We start from the raw sequence: 15,908 nt of genomic DNA on the forward strand, positions 1-15,908 counted from the left end.
ATATTGATTAAGGACTAGTCCAATTACCAATGTCACCCTTGGGTATACAGTTTACTACTGAAAGTCCATTGTCTGGGCCAAGAATCCATGCATTTTGATCTTCTATTGTAGCACCTGTCTTTATAGTTCTGCTATAGGCAGTAAAGCTAGACTTACCTCCTGTTAAAACGAATTGAACACCTGAAATCATACAACCTAACTTAGAGTTACATTTCTTACCTACAATTGAGCCAGCACTAATTGGGTGTTGTATAAGTAGAATCTGCCCTTTTGGACATGTAACATCTACAACTCCATCATTCTTTTTTGCTACAACCTTAAAGCCATTACTAAAAACTGCTGCAGATTGAGCTTGACTTGGCCAACCTGAAACTGTTCTAATATATATCGAATTAGGAGTCTCTATAGTTCTAGATTTATGATAACTATTCTTCGAAGAGCAACTTACAAAGAAAACAAAAAATGAGAATACTATAATCATTATTATTTTTTTCATATAATAAATAAGCATTAACTATAATTTAAATATAAATAAAAATGTAATTAAATCTATTTTTTTTGCAGCGAATCTTCTAATTTTTTAGCTAACTTTAATACTATAAATTCCTTTTTAAAATGTCTTTATCTGCTAGAATATAATCCTTAAATTATCTCCTTCTTAGATCTTAAAGGATTCTTCTCATGATAATAAAAAAAGATAGTAAAATATTTCTATTGACCTTAGCTTTTTTAGCTATGCTACCACCATTTGCGGTAAATACCTATGCCCCTGCTATTCCTGATATTGCAAACCATTTTAATGTACAACCTAGTGATGTAATTTTTACATTTACAACATACTTCATAGGCTTTTCAATTGGCATGCTACTATGGGGATCTCTATCAGATAAATATGGTAGAAAGCATTGTTTAATTTTAGGAATGTTCCTGTATATAGTAAGTACTTTTTTATGTGCGCATAGCCAAAGTTTTTCACAACTGGCAACATTTAGATTGATACAAGGTTTAACAGACTCATCAGGAACTGTAATAGCATTAGCTATTGCAAGAGATTGTTATAATGGCAAAAAGCTAACAAATACTATTGCAAGCTTAGCAATAATAATGCTGATATCACCAATGATTTCACCGATGATAGGTACTGGATTAATAGTTCTAACAGCTAGTTGGAAAAGTTCATTTCATTTCTTATCCGCATTTGGAATATTACTGCTAATTCTATGTAGTCTATTACCTGAGACACATCATATTGAACAAAGGCAAAAATCTGTAAAGAAATTACTTACTGCCTATTTTTGCCATTTTAAAAATATAAAATTTATAGCATACACTATTTGCTCAGGATTATTATTTGCTGCCTTTTTTAGCTACGTTGGTGCAGCTTCAATTATCTACCTTAAAGTTTATAATACTGGATATGTATTATATATGTTCTATTTTGCAATAACCGTAGTAGGACTTATCTTAGCAAATTTCACATTAAAAAAGCTTAGCGAATCATTACCATTAAAAGTATTTTCATATGCTGGACTTATTACCTCTCTTGCTGGGGTATTAATGATGCTGATATATAATTATAGCGAATCTAATCATACGTATATTTTTACGATTCTAATGCTAATCATATGTTATGGCGTAAGTTTAAGCTCAACGTCACTATTAAGTGAATCTCTACAGTTAGTTTCGATTAATTTTGGAGCTGCTACGGCTTTAAATAACTTTTTTAAATTCTCATTAGCTGGATTGGCAAACTTTATAATGAGCTTTTCTGCTGGACATAAGCTATTATCAAACCTACCAATACAACAATTAATTATTATTTTAATCACCATAGCTATCGTGTATATGGCTAAGTTTGTAAAAGATAGTGATTAGATTCTTTGCCTTACAGTTTCATATAAAGCTATGCCAGTAGCTACAGAAACATTCAAGCTAGAAACCTCACCAAACATTGGTAGCTTAGCTAAAAAATCACAGCTTGCCTTTGTACGTTGGCGCATACCGCTGCCTTCAGCTCCTGCTACTATTGCAATAGAATCACTTAAGTTCATATCATATAAACTTTCATCTGCCTCACCAGCTAAACCAATGACCCAAACACCCTGCTCTTTTAACTTTTCAATTGCCCTAGCTAAGTTTGTTACTACTATTATCTTTGTATGCTCAGCAGCTCCACAAGCCACTTTTTTAACTGTTGCATTTATTGGTGCACTATTATCTTTAGGTACAATAATAAAATCTACTCCTACAGAGTGAGCACTACGAATACAAGCTCCAAAATTATGAGGATCTTGGATACTATCTAATATTAAAATAAAAGCGTTCTTATCATCAGGCATCAGACTTTTGATATCTTTTTCCGAATAAGTTTTAAAATCATTCTTTTCTATTGCAAAAATGTTCTGATGATTAGCATCTTTTCTAATACGACCAGGTAATGCTCTAAAATTATCAATAAAACTAACTTTAATACCTCTTAACTCTGCATTAGCGATAATATTCTGTATTTTAGAATTAATACTTTGCTGCTTTTTAAATACAATGACTTCTTTAGCCTGATTTGACTCAACTAGACTATCTACTGCATGTATTCCGTAAATTAAACTACTCACTTATGCCTCCAAAAGCTCAACTAATTTTTCTCTTAAACCATCAAATGAGCCGTTACTCATCATAACAATCTGAATATTACTACTTTGATGCTTAACTATTAAGTCTTTAATATTGCTAATAAAACTCTCTACACTATCCATAAAGCCAACATTATTAGAGTTTTTTAAAAGCTTTTTAGCATCCCATTTTAATAAACTATGATTATAGAGTAGTACCTGATCAGCATCAACTATCGCCATAGGGAGGTTATCTTTATTATCTCCTTGTCTCATAGTGTTTGAGCGTGGATCAATTAAGGCTAAAATATAAGCTTTTGGGTCTTTGTTACGTACAGCTTCTATAGTTAATTTTATAGATGTTGGATGATGGGCAAAATCATCATACACGGTAATGTTATCTTTGTTAAATAAGACTTCTAAACGCCTTTTAACACCCTTAAAGCTAGCCAAAGCTTTTTTAACATTATCATCTGAGATATTTAGCTGTTTTGCTACAGCATAAGCACTCATAGCATTTAATGCATTATGTTGACCTATAAATCCCCATGAAATATCTACTCTTTGCTGATTATTGCTCAGCTTAAACTCAGAAAAATCAGGTAAGTTTTTGCTAATATGAATACCTTCAAGTGAATTAATCTTTGTAGTTTCAGACCAATAGCCCATTGCTATAATATTTTGTACATTTTTATCTGTAGCATTATAAATAATATTGGCATTAGCTGGCATTTTTCTAATAAGCTGATGAAACTGCCAATAAATAGCATCAATATCCTTAAAAATATCAGCATGATCATACTCAATGTTATTTATAACTAAAATACTCGGATCATAGTGTATCAATTTTGAGCGCTTATCAAAGAATGCTGTATCATACTCATCTGCTTCAATAACAAAATATTCAGAATCAGTATAACGAGATGAAACTCCAAAGTCACTACTGACACCACCCACTAAAAAGCTAGGATTTAAGCCTGCTTGTTCAAGTACTTTTATAGTCATTGTTGTAGTAGTGGTTTTCCCATGTGTCCCAGCTATTGCAATAACTTTTTTATATTTAAGAATATTTTGATATAACCACTCAGGACCTGAGAAATAATTTAGTTTTTCTTCAAGGATTTTTTCTATTATTGGCATACCTCTTGTCATAATATTACCAATAATAATTTCATCTGGATTTATCTCTAATTGTGAGCAATCAAACCCTTGTAATATCTCAACGCCTTGAGACTCAAGGTAAGTGCTCATCGGAGGATATACATTAGTATCAGAACCTGTAACTTTATAGCCTTTTTGCTTTGCTAGGATTGCTAAAGAACCCATAAAAGTTCCGCATATGCCCAAGATATGAATATGTTTTGACATCAATATTTTAAAAACTGTATTAAGTGTCTAAAGTATAGCAGTTTATAAGTTCTAAATACACTTGTAGCTTTTTATAAGCAAGATAACTTGTTTAATAGATTATCTTGGTATTATATGAATTATTATTTATACTTATAGCTAGATTTAAATACTCTAAGGATGAGTTATGTTTATAGAGTTTGCCCTTGAAAGTAAGGTTCTTAAATTTGGAGAGTTTACACTAAAATCAGGACGTATAAGCCCATATTTCTTTAATGCTGGTTTGTTTAACTCTGGTAATCAGCTCGCTACACTAGCAGACTATTACGCTCAAAAAATAGCTAAAAGTAATATAAAATATGATGTTTTATTTGGCCCTGCATACAAGGGGATACCTTTAGTAGCGGCTATTTCAACGGTTTTGGCTCTTAAGCACAATATAGATATCCCTTATGCTTTTGACCGTAAAGAAGCAAAGACTCATGGTGAAGGTGGAGTTTTTGTTGGTGCTGATATGACAAATAAAAAAGTCCTATTAGTTGATGATGTCATGACAGCTGGTACAGCTTTTTATGAGTCATATGATAAGCTTAAAACAATAAATGCTCAAATTGCAGGTGTTGTTCTATCTATAGATCGTCAAGAAAAAGCCAAAGATAGCGATATCTCAGCTACAAAAAAAATATCTCAAGACTTCAATATCCCAGTACTAGCTGTGACAAATTTCGAAAGCATTTTTGAGTATGTTAAAGAAAATCTTGACCAAGAGATGATTAATAAATTTAAAGACTATCGTAAAAAATATGGTTCATAACAAAGATATATATATAATTGCAGACTTACATCTAAATATCTCTCATGCTGAAACTGCTGAGATATTTAGAAAATTTTTAGAAGGTATCTCATCTGAAAATAACTGCCTTTATATTCTTGGTGATTTTTTTGACTATTGGATAGGTGATGATCATACTGATGAGTTTTATCACCAAATTACTAGCTATCTAAAACTTGCTAATGACAAAGGTTTAGAGATCCTTTTTATGTATGGTAATCGTGACTTTTTAATTGGTAAAAAATTCACCCAACAAAGTGGCGTTAAGCTAATCCAAGATCCATATTATTTAAATATTGCTGATAAAAAAATAGTTCTAGCTCATGGTGATCGCATGTGTGGTGATGATAAAAGCTATCTATTCTATAGACATCTAGCTAGAAATAGAGTCTTACAATTTATATTTTTAAAACTACCATTATTTTTCCGCCAAAGATTAGCTAAAAAAGCTCGCAGTCATAGCTACTCTAAAAACACAAAAAAACCTAATATCGATGTAACTACTAAAGGCATCAATAAATACCGTAAAGATTGTGATATTGTAATTCATGGCCATACACACAAAATGGCGATACATATTGCTGATGGTTATACTCGATATGTATTAGGTGACTGGTTTAAAAATGGTAATTATATAAAAATCTCAAAAGATGGAGATATAACACAGGTCACTAGTATCAACTAAATAATTTAATAAATACTTTGAATAAATTACTATCGTATCCTATTCTATTTAATATAACTCTCTAATTTTTTATATACTATAAGGAGTAAGGTAATGTCAAAAAAAATATTGATTGTCTTCTTAGGCCTAATTGGAGTTTCATCTATCGCTATAGCATCATATTATAATAGCTCTCAACAAGATACCAGCTTACTTCCTATAGTAATATTTCTAGTGTTTTTTGCTATTTATATATTCATTGCTGTTAAATATATTATGTCGCAACAAAGCTTATCTAATGCTTATAGTAACGCTAATCAAACAGATAAAATTAATAGTGCTTGGTTTTGGACTCAATTAATTCCATTATGGAATATGGTAGCTATTATTGTTTGTGTTACTAAAATATCTGAACAAGCAAAAACTTTCTCCCGTAATACTGGTGTAAAAGCAACTTACAATCCAACTCTATTTTACTGCTACTTTAGTATTAGTTTCTTGTCTATGATTCCTTTACTTGGGTTAATTGCAATTTTAGCATCTTTTATTCTTTGGATTATATTCTGGGTAAACCTATCTTCTTCAAAAAAGCAGGTTCTTGATCATATATCTCAAAAGTGTTGATTTAAAGGCTTATGGTCGTTCCCTGCGAAGGCGAGAATCTTTTAAACAGTCAGGAGATCCCCGTGTCAAGCACGAGGATGACAATAGTTTTTTATAGAATTCTTTCTATTATTGATAATGTTAAATTATAGTTTTCAAATAGATTCTACAAATAAGTCGTAAATTACATATTTTACTGGATTAAATATCAAAAGCATTTGAATAAACTTCACAAAGCTCCTTCATAGATTTATCTATTAATACTTTGTGCTGTTCTTTGTCTAATAACTGCTGTAGCGCTTCTGTTGGTGCTACTTCTATACCTAATACTGGCTCAATTACAGATTCAAACTTAGCAGGATGTGCTGTAGCTACAATTATATAGTCTTTGTTACTATCGCTTTGCTTTCTAGCCACAAACCCAGTTGCTGTATGCGGACAAACAATTTCGTTATATTGTTTATAAACTTGCTTTATTTCATCCTTTATTTCAGCATCTGATACACAAGTAGCTTTTACATTATTTTTAAAATTCTCATAATTACCAAGTAGATATAACAATCTTTCAAAGTTGCTAGGATTACCTACATCCATAGCATTTGCTAAAGTCTCAACACTAGCTCTTGGATTAAACTCACCTGTTTTTAAATAATCTATAACAGTATCATTTGCATTTAAGCTCATTGATATTTCATCAATTGGGAAGCCCATTTGCTTAGCCCAAAAAGCAGCTGTTATATTGCCAATATTTCCAGATGGTACAATGTAGTTGGCCTTTTTACCAGTTTGTAGATAATACTGCCATGAAGTATATGCATAATAAGTTGATTGAGGTAACAATCTACCAATATTTATACTATTTGATGTATTTAACTTTGTCTTATCTGTCCACCATGATGTCTTAAATGCTTCTTTAACTAATGCTTGACAGTCATCAAAAACACCTTCAACCTCTACAGCTTGGATATTATCACCCCAACAAGTTATTTGTTTTTCCTGTCTCTTAGATATTTTATCTTTAGGAAACATTACTACCACTCGGATATTGCTTTTACCATGAAATGCTGCTGCCACAGCAGATCCTGTATCTCCTGAAGTTGCAACTAAAATAGTAAAAGGCTTATCACTACTTATAGAACTTAAACAGTTTGCTAGAAATCTTGCGCCAAAGTCCTTAAATGATAAAGTCGGACCATGAAAAAGTTCTAAAACAGAAGTATTATCATCTAATCTTTTTACTGGCACAGCAAAAGTAAATGCATTCTTACAAATATTATCTAATGAACTTTCTAATTCATCATCTTTAAAAAACTCTCTTAATGTATTTGCAGCAAACTCAGCATAGCTTATATCTTTATCAAAATTCTGCCAATTAACTGTTGGGAATCTTTCTGGGACAAATAATCCTCCATCAGGAGCTAACCCTGACTGCATAGCTTCGCTTAGTGAAACTTTAATATTTTTATCTCTTGTACTAATAAAATTCATTGTTATATAACCTTTACTACCCTTTTTCTAATATATATGCACCTTTTTCACTCATAGTGCTAATCCAACTGTCAGACTTTAAGTTAAATTCATTAAATTTATTTTGCATAGCTTGAACAACATTTGCAATATTATCTTTTGTTGCTAATGCAAACATTGTAGGTCCAGAACCTGATATCCCACATCCAAGTGCTCCAGCCTCATACGCAGCACTTTTCACATCATAAAAACCAGTAATTAGTTTTGCCCTTCTTGGCTCAACTAGTATATCTTTTAAGTTATTGCGTAATAAATCTAAATCTCTTGTATATAAAGCACTTATTACTGAAGCTAAACATGCACCATGCTTAACAACTGTTGGTAAATCATATGGCTCTTTTAGAAGTTCTCTAGCTTGTTTTGTCTCAATTGACAGCTCAGGACAAACGATAGCTACTTCACAATCAGCCATTGGCAATTGTATTTTTTTGCATGGTTTTGAGCTTTGTAACAAAACCAAACCCCCATACATACAAGGCACAGCATTATCACCATGATAAGCTCCAGATATAAGGCTTTCACCATAGATCGCGTAATCAACTAACTCATCATATGATAATGGTTGCTCAAAAAAAGCATTCATTGCTACTAATGCTGCTACTGAAGATGCTGCTGAGCCTCCCATTCCTGAACCAAGAGTTATACCCTTATGAATATAAACATCAAAACCTATCTTTATATTTTTATCAGTCAAGAATTTCTTAATAACAGCTGTAGCAACATTTTTATCGCTATCATATGGGAGCTTATCCGCTCCTGTTGTACCAGTTATTTGCTTTATAATTAAGTTATTATCATCTCTTTTGATAAGCTCTATAGTGTCACCTACACCTTCTAAAGCAAAACCTAACAGATCATAGCCAACTGCAAAATTAGCACTAGTAGCTGGCGCAAAAGCTTTAGCAAAATTTACATTCGCTAATTTCATAATTATTTTTCTCTTATTACAGTTATAACATCACCGTAAACACCCGCAGCAGTCACTTCAATACCAGCTCCAGCGCCTTGGATAACCATTGGCTGTGTGTATCTTTGAGTATTTATCATTACTATATTATCAGTACCTTTAACATTAGCAAAGGGACTAGACTCATTATAAGCTTGAATACCCACATTTGCAGCTCCATTATTAATAGAACCTACATAGTGCACCCCTGCAAGATCTTGTTTCTTATCTTGTATTTGACTCATTATCTGATCATTAAATGTCGGTAGCTTTTCAAAAAACTCTTCAACACTGCACTCTCTTAGCTCTTCAGGTACCAAATTTTCTATGGTTAAATCACCTAGACTAAGATTTAAACCTATCTCTCTAGCTAAAATTATAGTTTTTCTAGCTACATCCATACCAGATAAATCTTGACGAGGATCAGGCTCTGTATAACCAGCATCATATGCCATTTTTACAGCATCTGAAAAAATCACACCATTATTTAACTGTGTAAATAAATAACTTAAAGTTCCAGAGAAGATACCTTTTATTTCCTTAACTTGGTCTCCACTTCGCACCATACTCTGTAAGGTAGCAATAAGAGGTAACCCTGCACAAACATTTGTTTCATAGAAATACATAGAGCCGCTTTCATTAGCGACTTTTCTTAAATCATGGTAGTAGTCATAATTACCAGAGTTTGCATATTTATTTGGTGTTACAATACTTATACCTTTTTGTAAGAAATTAATATAACTTTTTGATACTTCTTCACTTGCTGTTGCATCAATAATAATCTTTTTAACTGCTGAAGCACGAGACATAAACTCAGCTAGCTTTTCTAAATTTACTGGCTCAACATTTTCTTCAAGCAAAGTGTCTATATTTTCAAACAACAAATTCTCATAAACTATTTTCATTTGTTTTGAGTTAGTAGCACCAATAAGCACAAGGTTTATACCTTTTTCATACCAGTTTTGATATGTCTGCTTCATTTGTTTGATAAATTCCTTACCAATATTCCCAGCTCCAATCACAGCAATCGCAATATCATCACTTATAGTATTATAGTGACGATGCATTGCTTGAACACCTCGAGCTTCATCTTCTGTCTTAACAGCAAAAGTAACGCTTCGCTCAGATGATCCTTGCGCAATAGCATGTATATTTATATTTGCTAATCTAAGAGAATTCACTAACTTTGCAAGTGATCCAGTTTTTGCTCTCATACCTTCACCAACAGCTGTAATTAGCGAGTGATGTTTGTGAACTACTATTTCTTCTATGAGATTATTTTTTATCTCATTAGAGAACTCTCTTTTTAGAGTATCTATTGCATTATCTGCATTTAGACTATCTATAGCAAAGCATATAGAATATTCCGAGCTTGCTTGAGATATCATCATTACTGATATTTCAGCTTTTTCTAATGCTCCAAATACTTTAAACGATATACCTGAAACACCAATCATTCCAGCACCCTGTACTCGAACTATAGCAACATCTGATACACTTGTTAAGCCTTTTATAAGACCTTGGTTTTCATCTTTATCTGCACATATCTTAGTACCTGGTTCTTCAGGAGCATAGCTACTTTTAATATATATAGGAGTTCTCTCTATAGCCATTGGTGTAATCGTCAAAGGATGAACAACAGATGCTCCAAAATAAGCTAACTCTAACGCTTCTTTATAAGTCAATTGCGTTAAAGGTTTTGCTTCTGGTACAACCTGAGGATTTGCACTATATACACCAGCCACATCTGTCCAAATATAGAGCTTTTCAGCCTGTAAGAGCTTTGCAAAAATTGCAGCCGAATAATCACTACAATTCATACCCAAGATAGTTCTCTTACCATATTTATTTTGTGCTACAAATCCAGTTATAACATATACATCAGCAGAATTTTCTCTCTTTATTGCTTCTAACTCTTCTAAACTTTTTTGCCAATTTACCGTTACTGGATAACTACTATCATTAACAATCAAGCAATCAGATGCATCTATAAAATATGTGTTTTCACCCTTTGATTTTAAATAAGCTGCTAGAATATTTGCTGACCATATTTCACCAAAACCTAAAATAAAAAATCTTAGATTATCTGCACAAAAGTTTGTAATAGTAATAGTATTTAAAATATTTCTTATATTACGTAAATCTCTAATAACTAAGGCTTTGATAGTTTCATCTTCTGGAGTTAGCTCACTAATAATTTGAATATGATGTTCCAAAATTATATTAAGTGTCTCTTCATAGTCACTACCGACTATTGCTTGATCTATAGCTTTTTGCAAATTGCTAGTAGTTTTTCCCGATGCAGAAACAACCACTGCTTCATCACTACATTCTATAATATTAGACACATTTTTTATCTTTTCTGCTGTAGCGAGACTACTTCCTCCAAATTTATGTACTATCATTGTATACCTTAAGATTTTAACAAATATTAAATTAGTTAGTTTTGTATTATACTTTATCATTAGCTTATATACACTAGTAGTTACGGAGGATTTTATGCTTAGAGTTGGTTTTATTGGTTGGCGAGGAATGGTTGGTTCTGTTTTAATGTCTAGAATGGTTGAATCAGATGATTTTAATAACATTTCACCTACTTTCTTCTCGACATCACAAGCTGGGAAAAATCCATCTGGTTTTATGCAGCAGTATGGGGTATTACAAGATGCCTTTAATATACAACAGCTTAGTAAAATGGATATTCTACTAAGCTGTCAAGGTGGCGAATATACAAAAGAGATCCACCCAAAACTAAGGGCTAGTGGTTGGCAAGGCTTTTGGATAGATGCAGCTTCAACACTACGCCTAGATCAAAATAGCACTTTAGTTCTAGACCCTTTAAACCAAGATCAGATAACTGATGCCATAACTAATGGCAAAAAAGATTTTATTGGTAGTAATTGTACAGTTAGTTTAATGTCTCTTGCAATAGCTGGTTTATTAAAAGAGAATCTTGTTGAATGGGTTAACTCTAGCACTTACCAAGCTATTTCAGGATCTGGTGCTGCAGCAATGCAAGAGCTCTTAAAACAAACATCCTTATTAAATAAAGCAGATGATTTAAGCCAAGATATTTTAAAAAGAGAAAAAACCCTGCGCGAGCTCTCAAAAAATACTGATTTGATACCACAGCAAAAAACCGGACAAACACTTGCTTATAATCTTTTACCATGGATTGATGTTGCTATGGATAATGGTCAAACTAAAGAAGAATATAAAGCAGCAACTGAGCTAAACAAAATCCTTGAAACTCAAAAGACTATTCCTGTGGATGGTGTATGTGTTAGAGTACCTAGTCTAAGATCACATTCTCAAGCACTAACTATAAAACTTAGAGAAAAGCTGACTATCGAAGAAATTAAAGAGAAAATCTCTAAAGGCAATCAATGGGTCAAAGTAGTTGAGAACAATAAGGAAGATACATTAAAAGACCTAACACCTCAGGCAACTTCTGGAACTCTTGATATTGCTATTGGGCGTATTAAACCATCTTTATTAGCTGATGATATATTTCACTGTTTTACAGTAGGTGACCAGCTACTTTGGGGAGCAGCTGAGCCTTTAAGAAGAGTATTAAATATTATCAAAACTAAGGTCTAATAAAACTATTCCCAAACATAACCTTTGGGTAAATTACAAGAAACTCCTTTTTGGCTTAATATTACAGATTTCATTTTTGTAATAGGGCAACTACAAGTCGCATACTCTTTTGAGCCTTTTTCATACTTACATGGCTGCGTCATACAACCAGCCACATCAATATTTTGACATTTAACACCCTGCCCTGGTTTAGCAATATCATAATCTTTATTCATATCAAAACTATAAGTAGAAATCAGATCAGCTCCTGGAATAAAAGAAGCACTATTATCATTACTATTTTGCTTAGCTATATATTTACACACAGGTGCTTCTACACCTTTACATTTACCGCTACCATCAGGTTTACAAGTTGATAAATTTTTACATTTAGAGCCATCTTTCCCACATACTGCTATGGTCTGATAATATACACCTAAATTCATAATCCCATCAATATTCACATAGTTTGGACCTTTAAAGACCTTACATCTGCAATTAGCAGTTTTACCATCTTTAGAAATCTTACATGGTAGAGCTTGATTATTTGGATTTATACCAGTTGGAGATGGCGGTCCTGAGTAGTGACAATTCGCATAAGTAGAATCAGCACAATACAACTGCTTTGTTTCACTATCAACTCCACCTCCTGACCAAGCTGAACCGTGTTTAGTAGGTTCGCATAATGTTGGATAAAATGGACTATTTGTACAATTATCACCACAAAATGGTTTAACACTATCACACAACTGCTGAGACTCAAACAATGGATATTTAACAATACTATTACCAAAAGCTAAGCATCCTGAAAAAATAAATGCTAATACAAAAAAGATCTTTTTCATAAAATTAACCTATAGTTTTGTTTTATAAAAGCAACTATCTCTTCCATTTGGTAGCTTCTAGCCCCTTTAACTATTACTTTAGTCTCACATAGCTGATACTCTTTTATAAAATTTAGTAAGTCATTATTTAAGTTTTCCTTCGATTCATAATATTTTATCTTCTGATCATTAGCTTCTTTAAGTACACAACTCATCAGCTGGCTATCACCAAATAAGAATACTCTATCTAAATTTGCTTGCTTTAACCATTGCCCCATTTGTCTATGGTAATTTTCAGCCTCATCGCCCAATTCTTTCATAGAACTTGCAACAAGTATTTTCTTACCTTGAAAATCAGTCAAATCATCAACTGCTGCTTTCATTGCAGCAACACTAGCATTATAAGTGTCATCAACTAAAGTTAGGTTATCAGTTATTTTTTCACTGGTAAATCGTCCTTTATAACTTTTTATTTTCTGAGTATTTGCTAAAAACTCAATAGGTTTAATACCTGCAGCAATTACACTTGCAATAGCTAATATACTATTAAACAAATTATGTTTACCAATATTAGGTAATCTATAAGTATACTCTTCATCAAAGACTCTAGCTCTGACATCATAATATTCTGATGATACTTGATAGTCTAAAAGCAGAATATCTGCAGATTCTTTACCTATAGAGCAAGTTATCTTATTACAATCTAAGTTATCTACATAAGTAGGAATTCTTTCATCATCAATATTTACTACACAATAACCATCTTTAGGTAATGCTTTTAAAAGTTCGCCCTTTTCTATCATCACACCATCTAAGGTTTTGAGATTTTCTAAATGGCTTGCTCCAACATTTGTAATCATCGCAATATCAGGTTGGATAATCTCAGTTGCTGCTTTTATCTCTCCCCCAACATTTGTACCTGCTTCTACTACTGCAAAATCAACATCTTGAGGTGTTTCTAATATTGTCATAGGCACACCAAGATAGTTATTGAAATTACCTTGAGTAAAATGTACTTTTTTATCAGATAAAAGAGTTACAATCATTTCTTTTACAGTTGTTTTCCCACAGCTTCCTGTTAGAGAAATTATCGGCATCTTTAATGATTTACGATACTCTTTTGCTAAAGCTCGTAAACCTTTGATAGTATTAGCACAAACTACTTGTGGAATATCTAAATCTTGTTTCTTTGAGACTAAAAGAGCCTTTGCTCCATTTGCAATAGCACTCGGTATAAACTCATGTCCATCACGACTAGCTACAATCGCTACAAATAAAGCATCTTGTTTTATTTCATTTGAGTTAATAGCTACTGTTTGAATTGAAATATCTTCACCGATATATTCTAAGCCTACTTGTATTGCTAACTGCTTTAGTGATTTGATCATTTTTTTAAAGATAAAATTTATAAATATACCTTAAGTTTAAAATAAGTCTGTAATAAATACTATTTAGAAATTTATTTTCTCAGAACCAAAAGTTACAAAGCTATTAGGATTTGAATTAAATTGAATTGAGCTACAACCAGATAATATCAATAAGGTAAAAAATGACAATGTCAGCCTTTTAAGCATTAACTATTAGAAATAAATCATATATACAGACTATTATAAGAGAATATTATATTAATCACAAATACTTAGATAAATTATGGTCAGTCTCTAAAAGGTAAACTTTCGATCTTAAATTATTGATTTAACTTATTTACCTAACCTCTATTAAGCTCTTGTAATCTGCTTTGTATATCTCCCCCAGAAAATGAATCAGAATATATATGATTACTCATTCTAGGCTTATTAATCGCTAAACTGTACGCTCCAGTTTGTCTGGCATTAGAAAAATTTATTAATGTTATTAATAATACGATTGATAGTAATGATATTTTTTTTATTTTTTGCATGATATATACCTAAAATCAAGATTAATTTTGATTCTATGATATAGCTTTTAAATTAATTAAACAGACCGTTATAAGAAACGTATCTTTTCCAGAACAGAAACACATTGTAAATACTGAACTTAAGGCCATCCTTTGGAAAAATTTTGTCGATTAATCTTGTGGTAATAAAGACATCCCAGGTACTTTATTAACTAAATCTTTAATATGTTCACATAAGTAACTAACAAAAATAGCTACCGGAGATGTACTATTTACGGGACGATGATATATATAGGTACTAATATCAGGTAATTTCTTGCCAACATCAATTAGAACTAAATTTTTATTAGAGACTTCTTCATAAAGTTCCGTGTAAGAAGCAGCAAAAATTCCAAGTGATTTTTTAGCGGCATGGATATTTAATAAATTAGAGTCTGTCGTATATCTACAAGGCATTTTCACCTTAGTATTATCTAAAAAAGTTAAAGTATGTGAAGGTCCTTTCATTCTTCTATTAGATATTAAATAATGGCTCTCTAAATCATTAATATTTTTAGGGTTACCTTTTTTCTTTATATATTCAGGGGATGCAAACAATTTACATTCAAGTGAGCAGAAAGGAACTTTTATTACTTGCTTATCATGATATTCTATCGCACTAACAATCATGTCATAATCACCATCTACTATTTTAGCAACAGAATTTGCAACATAGAGTTCCATAGAAATTTTCGGATAGTCTTTTAAAAAACTTGTAATTATATTCATTAAAGGACTAATCATAAGAGCTAATGGAATAGAGAATTTAATTTTACCACTAGGTTCATCTGATAAAGAGTCAAAACATTCACGCATATTTTTAACATCTGCCAGTACACGTTGGCAATGTAAAAAAAATACCTCTCCAGCTTTTGTTAACAATACCTTTTTTTTAGTCCTTTCAAGAAAAACACTCTTGTTTTCTAACTCCAACCAACGAACCTGTTTACTAAGCTGGGATGTATTTATCCCTAGTTCTCTAGCAGCTTTCGAAAAGCTTGAATGTTTAACAACTTCTACAAAATTTCTAATACATATCAAATAGTTATACATAGCAAA

General features: G+C 31.9%; 15 protein-coding genes. 5 read left to right on the forward strand and 10 right to left on the reverse strand.

Annotation, left to right across the window (positions count from 1 at the left end; translation table 11 throughout):
• Nucleotides 1-7 precede the first annotated feature (7 nt).
• A complete protein-coding gene (locus AB8E56_RS00810) occupies nucleotides 8-496 on the reverse strand; it encodes a hypothetical protein (RefSeq protein WP_329476954.1) in 489 nt (162 codons plus the stop codon).
• Nucleotides 497-684: 188 nt separating this feature from the next.
• Here AB8E56_RS00810 and AB8E56_RS00815 point away from each other — a divergent pair, with 188 nt between their 5' ends.
• Nucleotides 685-1,875 (forward strand): multidrug effflux MFS transporter, encoded by a 1,191-nt coding sequence (locus AB8E56_RS00815; protein ID WP_329477037.1) that lies wholly within the window; start codon nucleotides 685-687, stop codon nucleotides 1,873-1,875.
• On the opposite strand, the gene rlmB is transcribed toward AB8E56_RS00815, so the two are convergent.
• Together rlmB and mpl are read right to left on the reverse strand one after the other, a co-directional pair.
• Entirely contained in the window at nucleotides 1,872-2,612 is a 741-nt protein-coding gene (gene rlmB, locus AB8E56_RS00820) for a 23S rRNA (guanosine(2251)-2'-O)-methyltransferase RlmB (protein WP_329476956.1), read from the reverse strand. The genes AB8E56_RS00815 and rlmB overlap by 4 nt on opposite strands.
• Nucleotides 2,613-3,977: a UDP-N-acetylmuramate:L-alanyl-gamma-D-glutamyl-meso-diaminopimelate ligase gene (gene mpl, locus AB8E56_RS00825; RefSeq protein ID WP_329476958.1), complete on the reverse strand. Its 1,365-nt coding sequence runs from the start codon at nucleotides 3,975-3,977 to the stop codon at nucleotides 2,613-2,615. It lies immediately after the preceding gene.
• 166 nt (nucleotides 3,978-4,143) lie between these two features.
• Here mpl and pyrE point away from each other — a divergent pair, with 166 nt between their 5' ends.
• The 3 genes from pyrE (at nucleotide 4,144) to AB8E56_RS00840 (ending at nucleotide 6,076) form a co-directional block, all read left to right on the forward strand.
• Nucleotides 4,144-4,770: an orotate phosphoribosyltransferase gene (gene pyrE / locus AB8E56_RS00830; RefSeq protein ID WP_329476960.1), complete on the forward strand. Its 627-nt coding sequence runs from the start codon at nucleotides 4,144-4,146 to the stop codon at nucleotides 4,768-4,770.
• Nucleotides 4,760-5,473, forward strand: a complete 714-nt coding sequence (locus tag AB8E56_RS00835) for a UDP-2,3-diacylglucosamine diphosphatase (RefSeq protein ID WP_329476962.1) — start codon at nucleotides 4,760-4,762, stop codon at nucleotides 5,471-5,473. The genes pyrE and AB8E56_RS00835 overlap by 11 nt, the downstream gene beginning before the upstream one ends.
• A 93-nt stretch (nucleotides 5,474-5,566) precedes the next feature.
• Nucleotides 5,567-6,076 carry a hypothetical protein gene (locus AB8E56_RS00840; protein WP_329476964.1) on the forward strand — a complete coding sequence of 170 codons (510 nt, stop codon included), beginning with the start codon at nucleotides 5,567-5,569 and terminating at the stop codon, nucleotides 6,074-6,076.
• 180 nt (nucleotides 6,077-6,256) lie between these two features.
• On the opposite strand, the gene thrC is transcribed toward AB8E56_RS00840, so the two are convergent.
• Genes thrC through thrA form a run of 3 tightly spaced genes read right to left on the reverse strand, consistent with a single transcriptional unit; the run spans nucleotide 6,257 to nucleotide 10,933 of the window.
• On the reverse strand, nucleotides 6,257-7,543 hold the full coding sequence (thrC, locus tag AB8E56_RS00845; RefSeq protein ID WP_329476966.1) for a threonine synthase: 1,287 nt from the start codon (nucleotides 7,541-7,543) through the stop codon (nucleotides 6,257-6,259).
• A gap of 16 nt (nucleotides 7,544-7,559) precedes the next feature.
• Nucleotides 7,560-8,510: a homoserine kinase gene (locus AB8E56_RS00850; RefSeq protein WP_329476968.1), complete on the reverse strand. Its 951-nt coding sequence runs from the start codon at nucleotides 8,508-8,510 to the stop codon at nucleotides 7,560-7,562.
• A 2-nt stretch (nucleotides 8,511-8,512) separates the two neighbouring features.
• Entirely contained in the window at nucleotides 8,513-10,933 is a 2,421-nt protein-coding gene (thrA, locus tag AB8E56_RS00855; protein WP_329476970.1) for a bifunctional aspartate kinase/homoserine dehydrogenase I, read from the reverse strand.
• A 94-nt stretch (nucleotides 10,934-11,027) separates the two neighbouring features.
• On the opposite strand from thrA, the gene asd reads away from it, so the two are divergent.
• Nucleotides 11,028-12,128, forward strand: coding sequence for an aspartate-semialdehyde dehydrogenase (gene asd, locus AB8E56_RS00860; RefSeq protein WP_329476972.1), 1,101 nt, complete (start codon nucleotides 11,028-11,030; stop codon nucleotides 12,126-12,128).
• Between the two features lie 5 nt (nucleotides 12,129-12,133).
• Here asd and AB8E56_RS00865 read toward each other — a convergent pair whose 3' ends face one another.
• The 4 genes from AB8E56_RS00865 to AB8E56_RS00880 form a co-directional block, all read right to left on the reverse strand.
• Nucleotides 12,134-12,952 carry a hypothetical protein gene (locus AB8E56_RS00865; RefSeq protein ID WP_329476973.1) on the reverse strand — a complete coding sequence of 273 codons (819 nt, stop codon included), beginning with the start codon at nucleotides 12,950-12,952 and terminating at the stop codon, nucleotides 12,134-12,136.
• Complete coding sequence (murF, locus tag AB8E56_RS00870; protein ID WP_329476976.1) at nucleotides 12,949-14,319, reverse strand: UDP-N-acetylmuramoyl-tripeptide--D-alanyl-D-alanine ligase; 1,371 nt, start codon at nucleotides 14,317-14,319, stop codon at nucleotides 12,949-12,951. Before murF ends, AB8E56_RS00865 begins: the two co-directional genes overlap by 4 nt.
• Before the next feature lie 320 nt (nucleotides 14,320-14,639).
• Complete coding sequence (locus tag AB8E56_RS00875) at nucleotides 14,640-14,831, reverse strand: hypothetical protein (protein WP_329476978.1); 192 nt, start codon at nucleotides 14,829-14,831, stop codon at nucleotides 14,640-14,642.
• 150 nt (nucleotides 14,832-14,981) lie between these two features.
• Entirely contained in the window at nucleotides 14,982-15,902 is a 921-nt protein-coding gene (locus AB8E56_RS00880; RefSeq protein ID WP_329476979.1) for a LysR family transcriptional regulator, read from the reverse strand.
• Between the last annotated feature and the right edge of the window lie 6 nt (nucleotides 15,903-15,908).

This window comes from Francisella sp. 19X1-34 (assembly GCF_041102755.1).
In the GTDB taxonomy this organism is placed as follows: Bacteria; Pseudomonadota; Gammaproteobacteria; order Francisellales; family Francisellaceae; genus Francisella.

What these genes read in the sequence shown, in the direction of transcription:
- thrA (WP_329476970.1), bottom strand. Translation starts at nt 10,933, where the DNA reads ATGATAGTACATAAATTTGGAGGAAGTAGTCTCGCTACAGCAGAAAAG.
- AB8E56_RS00810 (WP_329476954.1), bottom strand. Translation starts at nt 496, where the DNA reads ATGAAAAAAATAATAATGATTATAGTATTCTCATTTTTTGTTTTCTTT.
- asd (WP_329476972.1), top strand. Translation starts at nt 11,028, where the DNA reads ATGCTTAGAGTTGGTTTTATTGGTTGGCGAGGAATGGTTGGTTCTGTT.
- AB8E56_RS00880 (WP_329476979.1), bottom strand. Translation starts at nt 15,902, where the DNA reads ATGTATAACTATTTGATATGTATTAGAAATTTTGTAGAAGTTGTTAAA.
- AB8E56_RS00840 (WP_329476964.1), top strand. Translation starts at nt 5,567, where the DNA reads ATGTCAAAAAAAATATTGATTGTCTTCTTAGGCCTAATTGGAGTTTCA.
- pyrE (WP_329476960.1), top strand. Translation starts at nt 4,144, where the DNA reads ATGTTTATAGAGTTTGCCCTTGAAAGTAAGGTTCTTAAATTTGGAGAG.
- mpl (WP_329476958.1), bottom strand. Translation starts at nt 3,977, where the DNA reads ATGTCAAAACATATTCATATCTTGGGCATATGCGGAACTTTTATGGGT.
- AB8E56_RS00875 (WP_329476978.1), bottom strand. Translation starts at nt 14,831, where the DNA reads ATGCAAAAAATAAAAAAAATATCATTACTATCAATCGTATTATTAATA.
- AB8E56_RS00850 (WP_329476968.1), bottom strand. Translation starts at nt 8,510, where the DNA reads ATGAAATTAGCGAATGTAAATTTTGCTAAAGCTTTTGCGCCAGCTACT.
- AB8E56_RS00865 (WP_329476973.1), bottom strand. Translation starts at nt 12,952, where the DNA reads ATGAAAAAGATCTTTTTTGTATTAGCATTTATTTTTTCAGGATGCTTA.
- murF (WP_329476976.1), bottom strand. Translation starts at nt 14,319, where the DNA reads ATGATCAAATCACTAAAGCAGTTAGCAATACAAGTAGGCTTAGAATAT.
- AB8E56_RS00835 (WP_329476962.1), top strand. Translation starts at nt 4,760, where the DNA reads ATGGTTCATAACAAAGATATATATATAATTGCAGACTTACATCTAAAT.
- thrC (WP_329476966.1), bottom strand. Translation starts at nt 7,543, where the DNA reads ATGAATTTTATTAGTACAAGAGATAAAAATATTAAAGTTTCACTAAGC.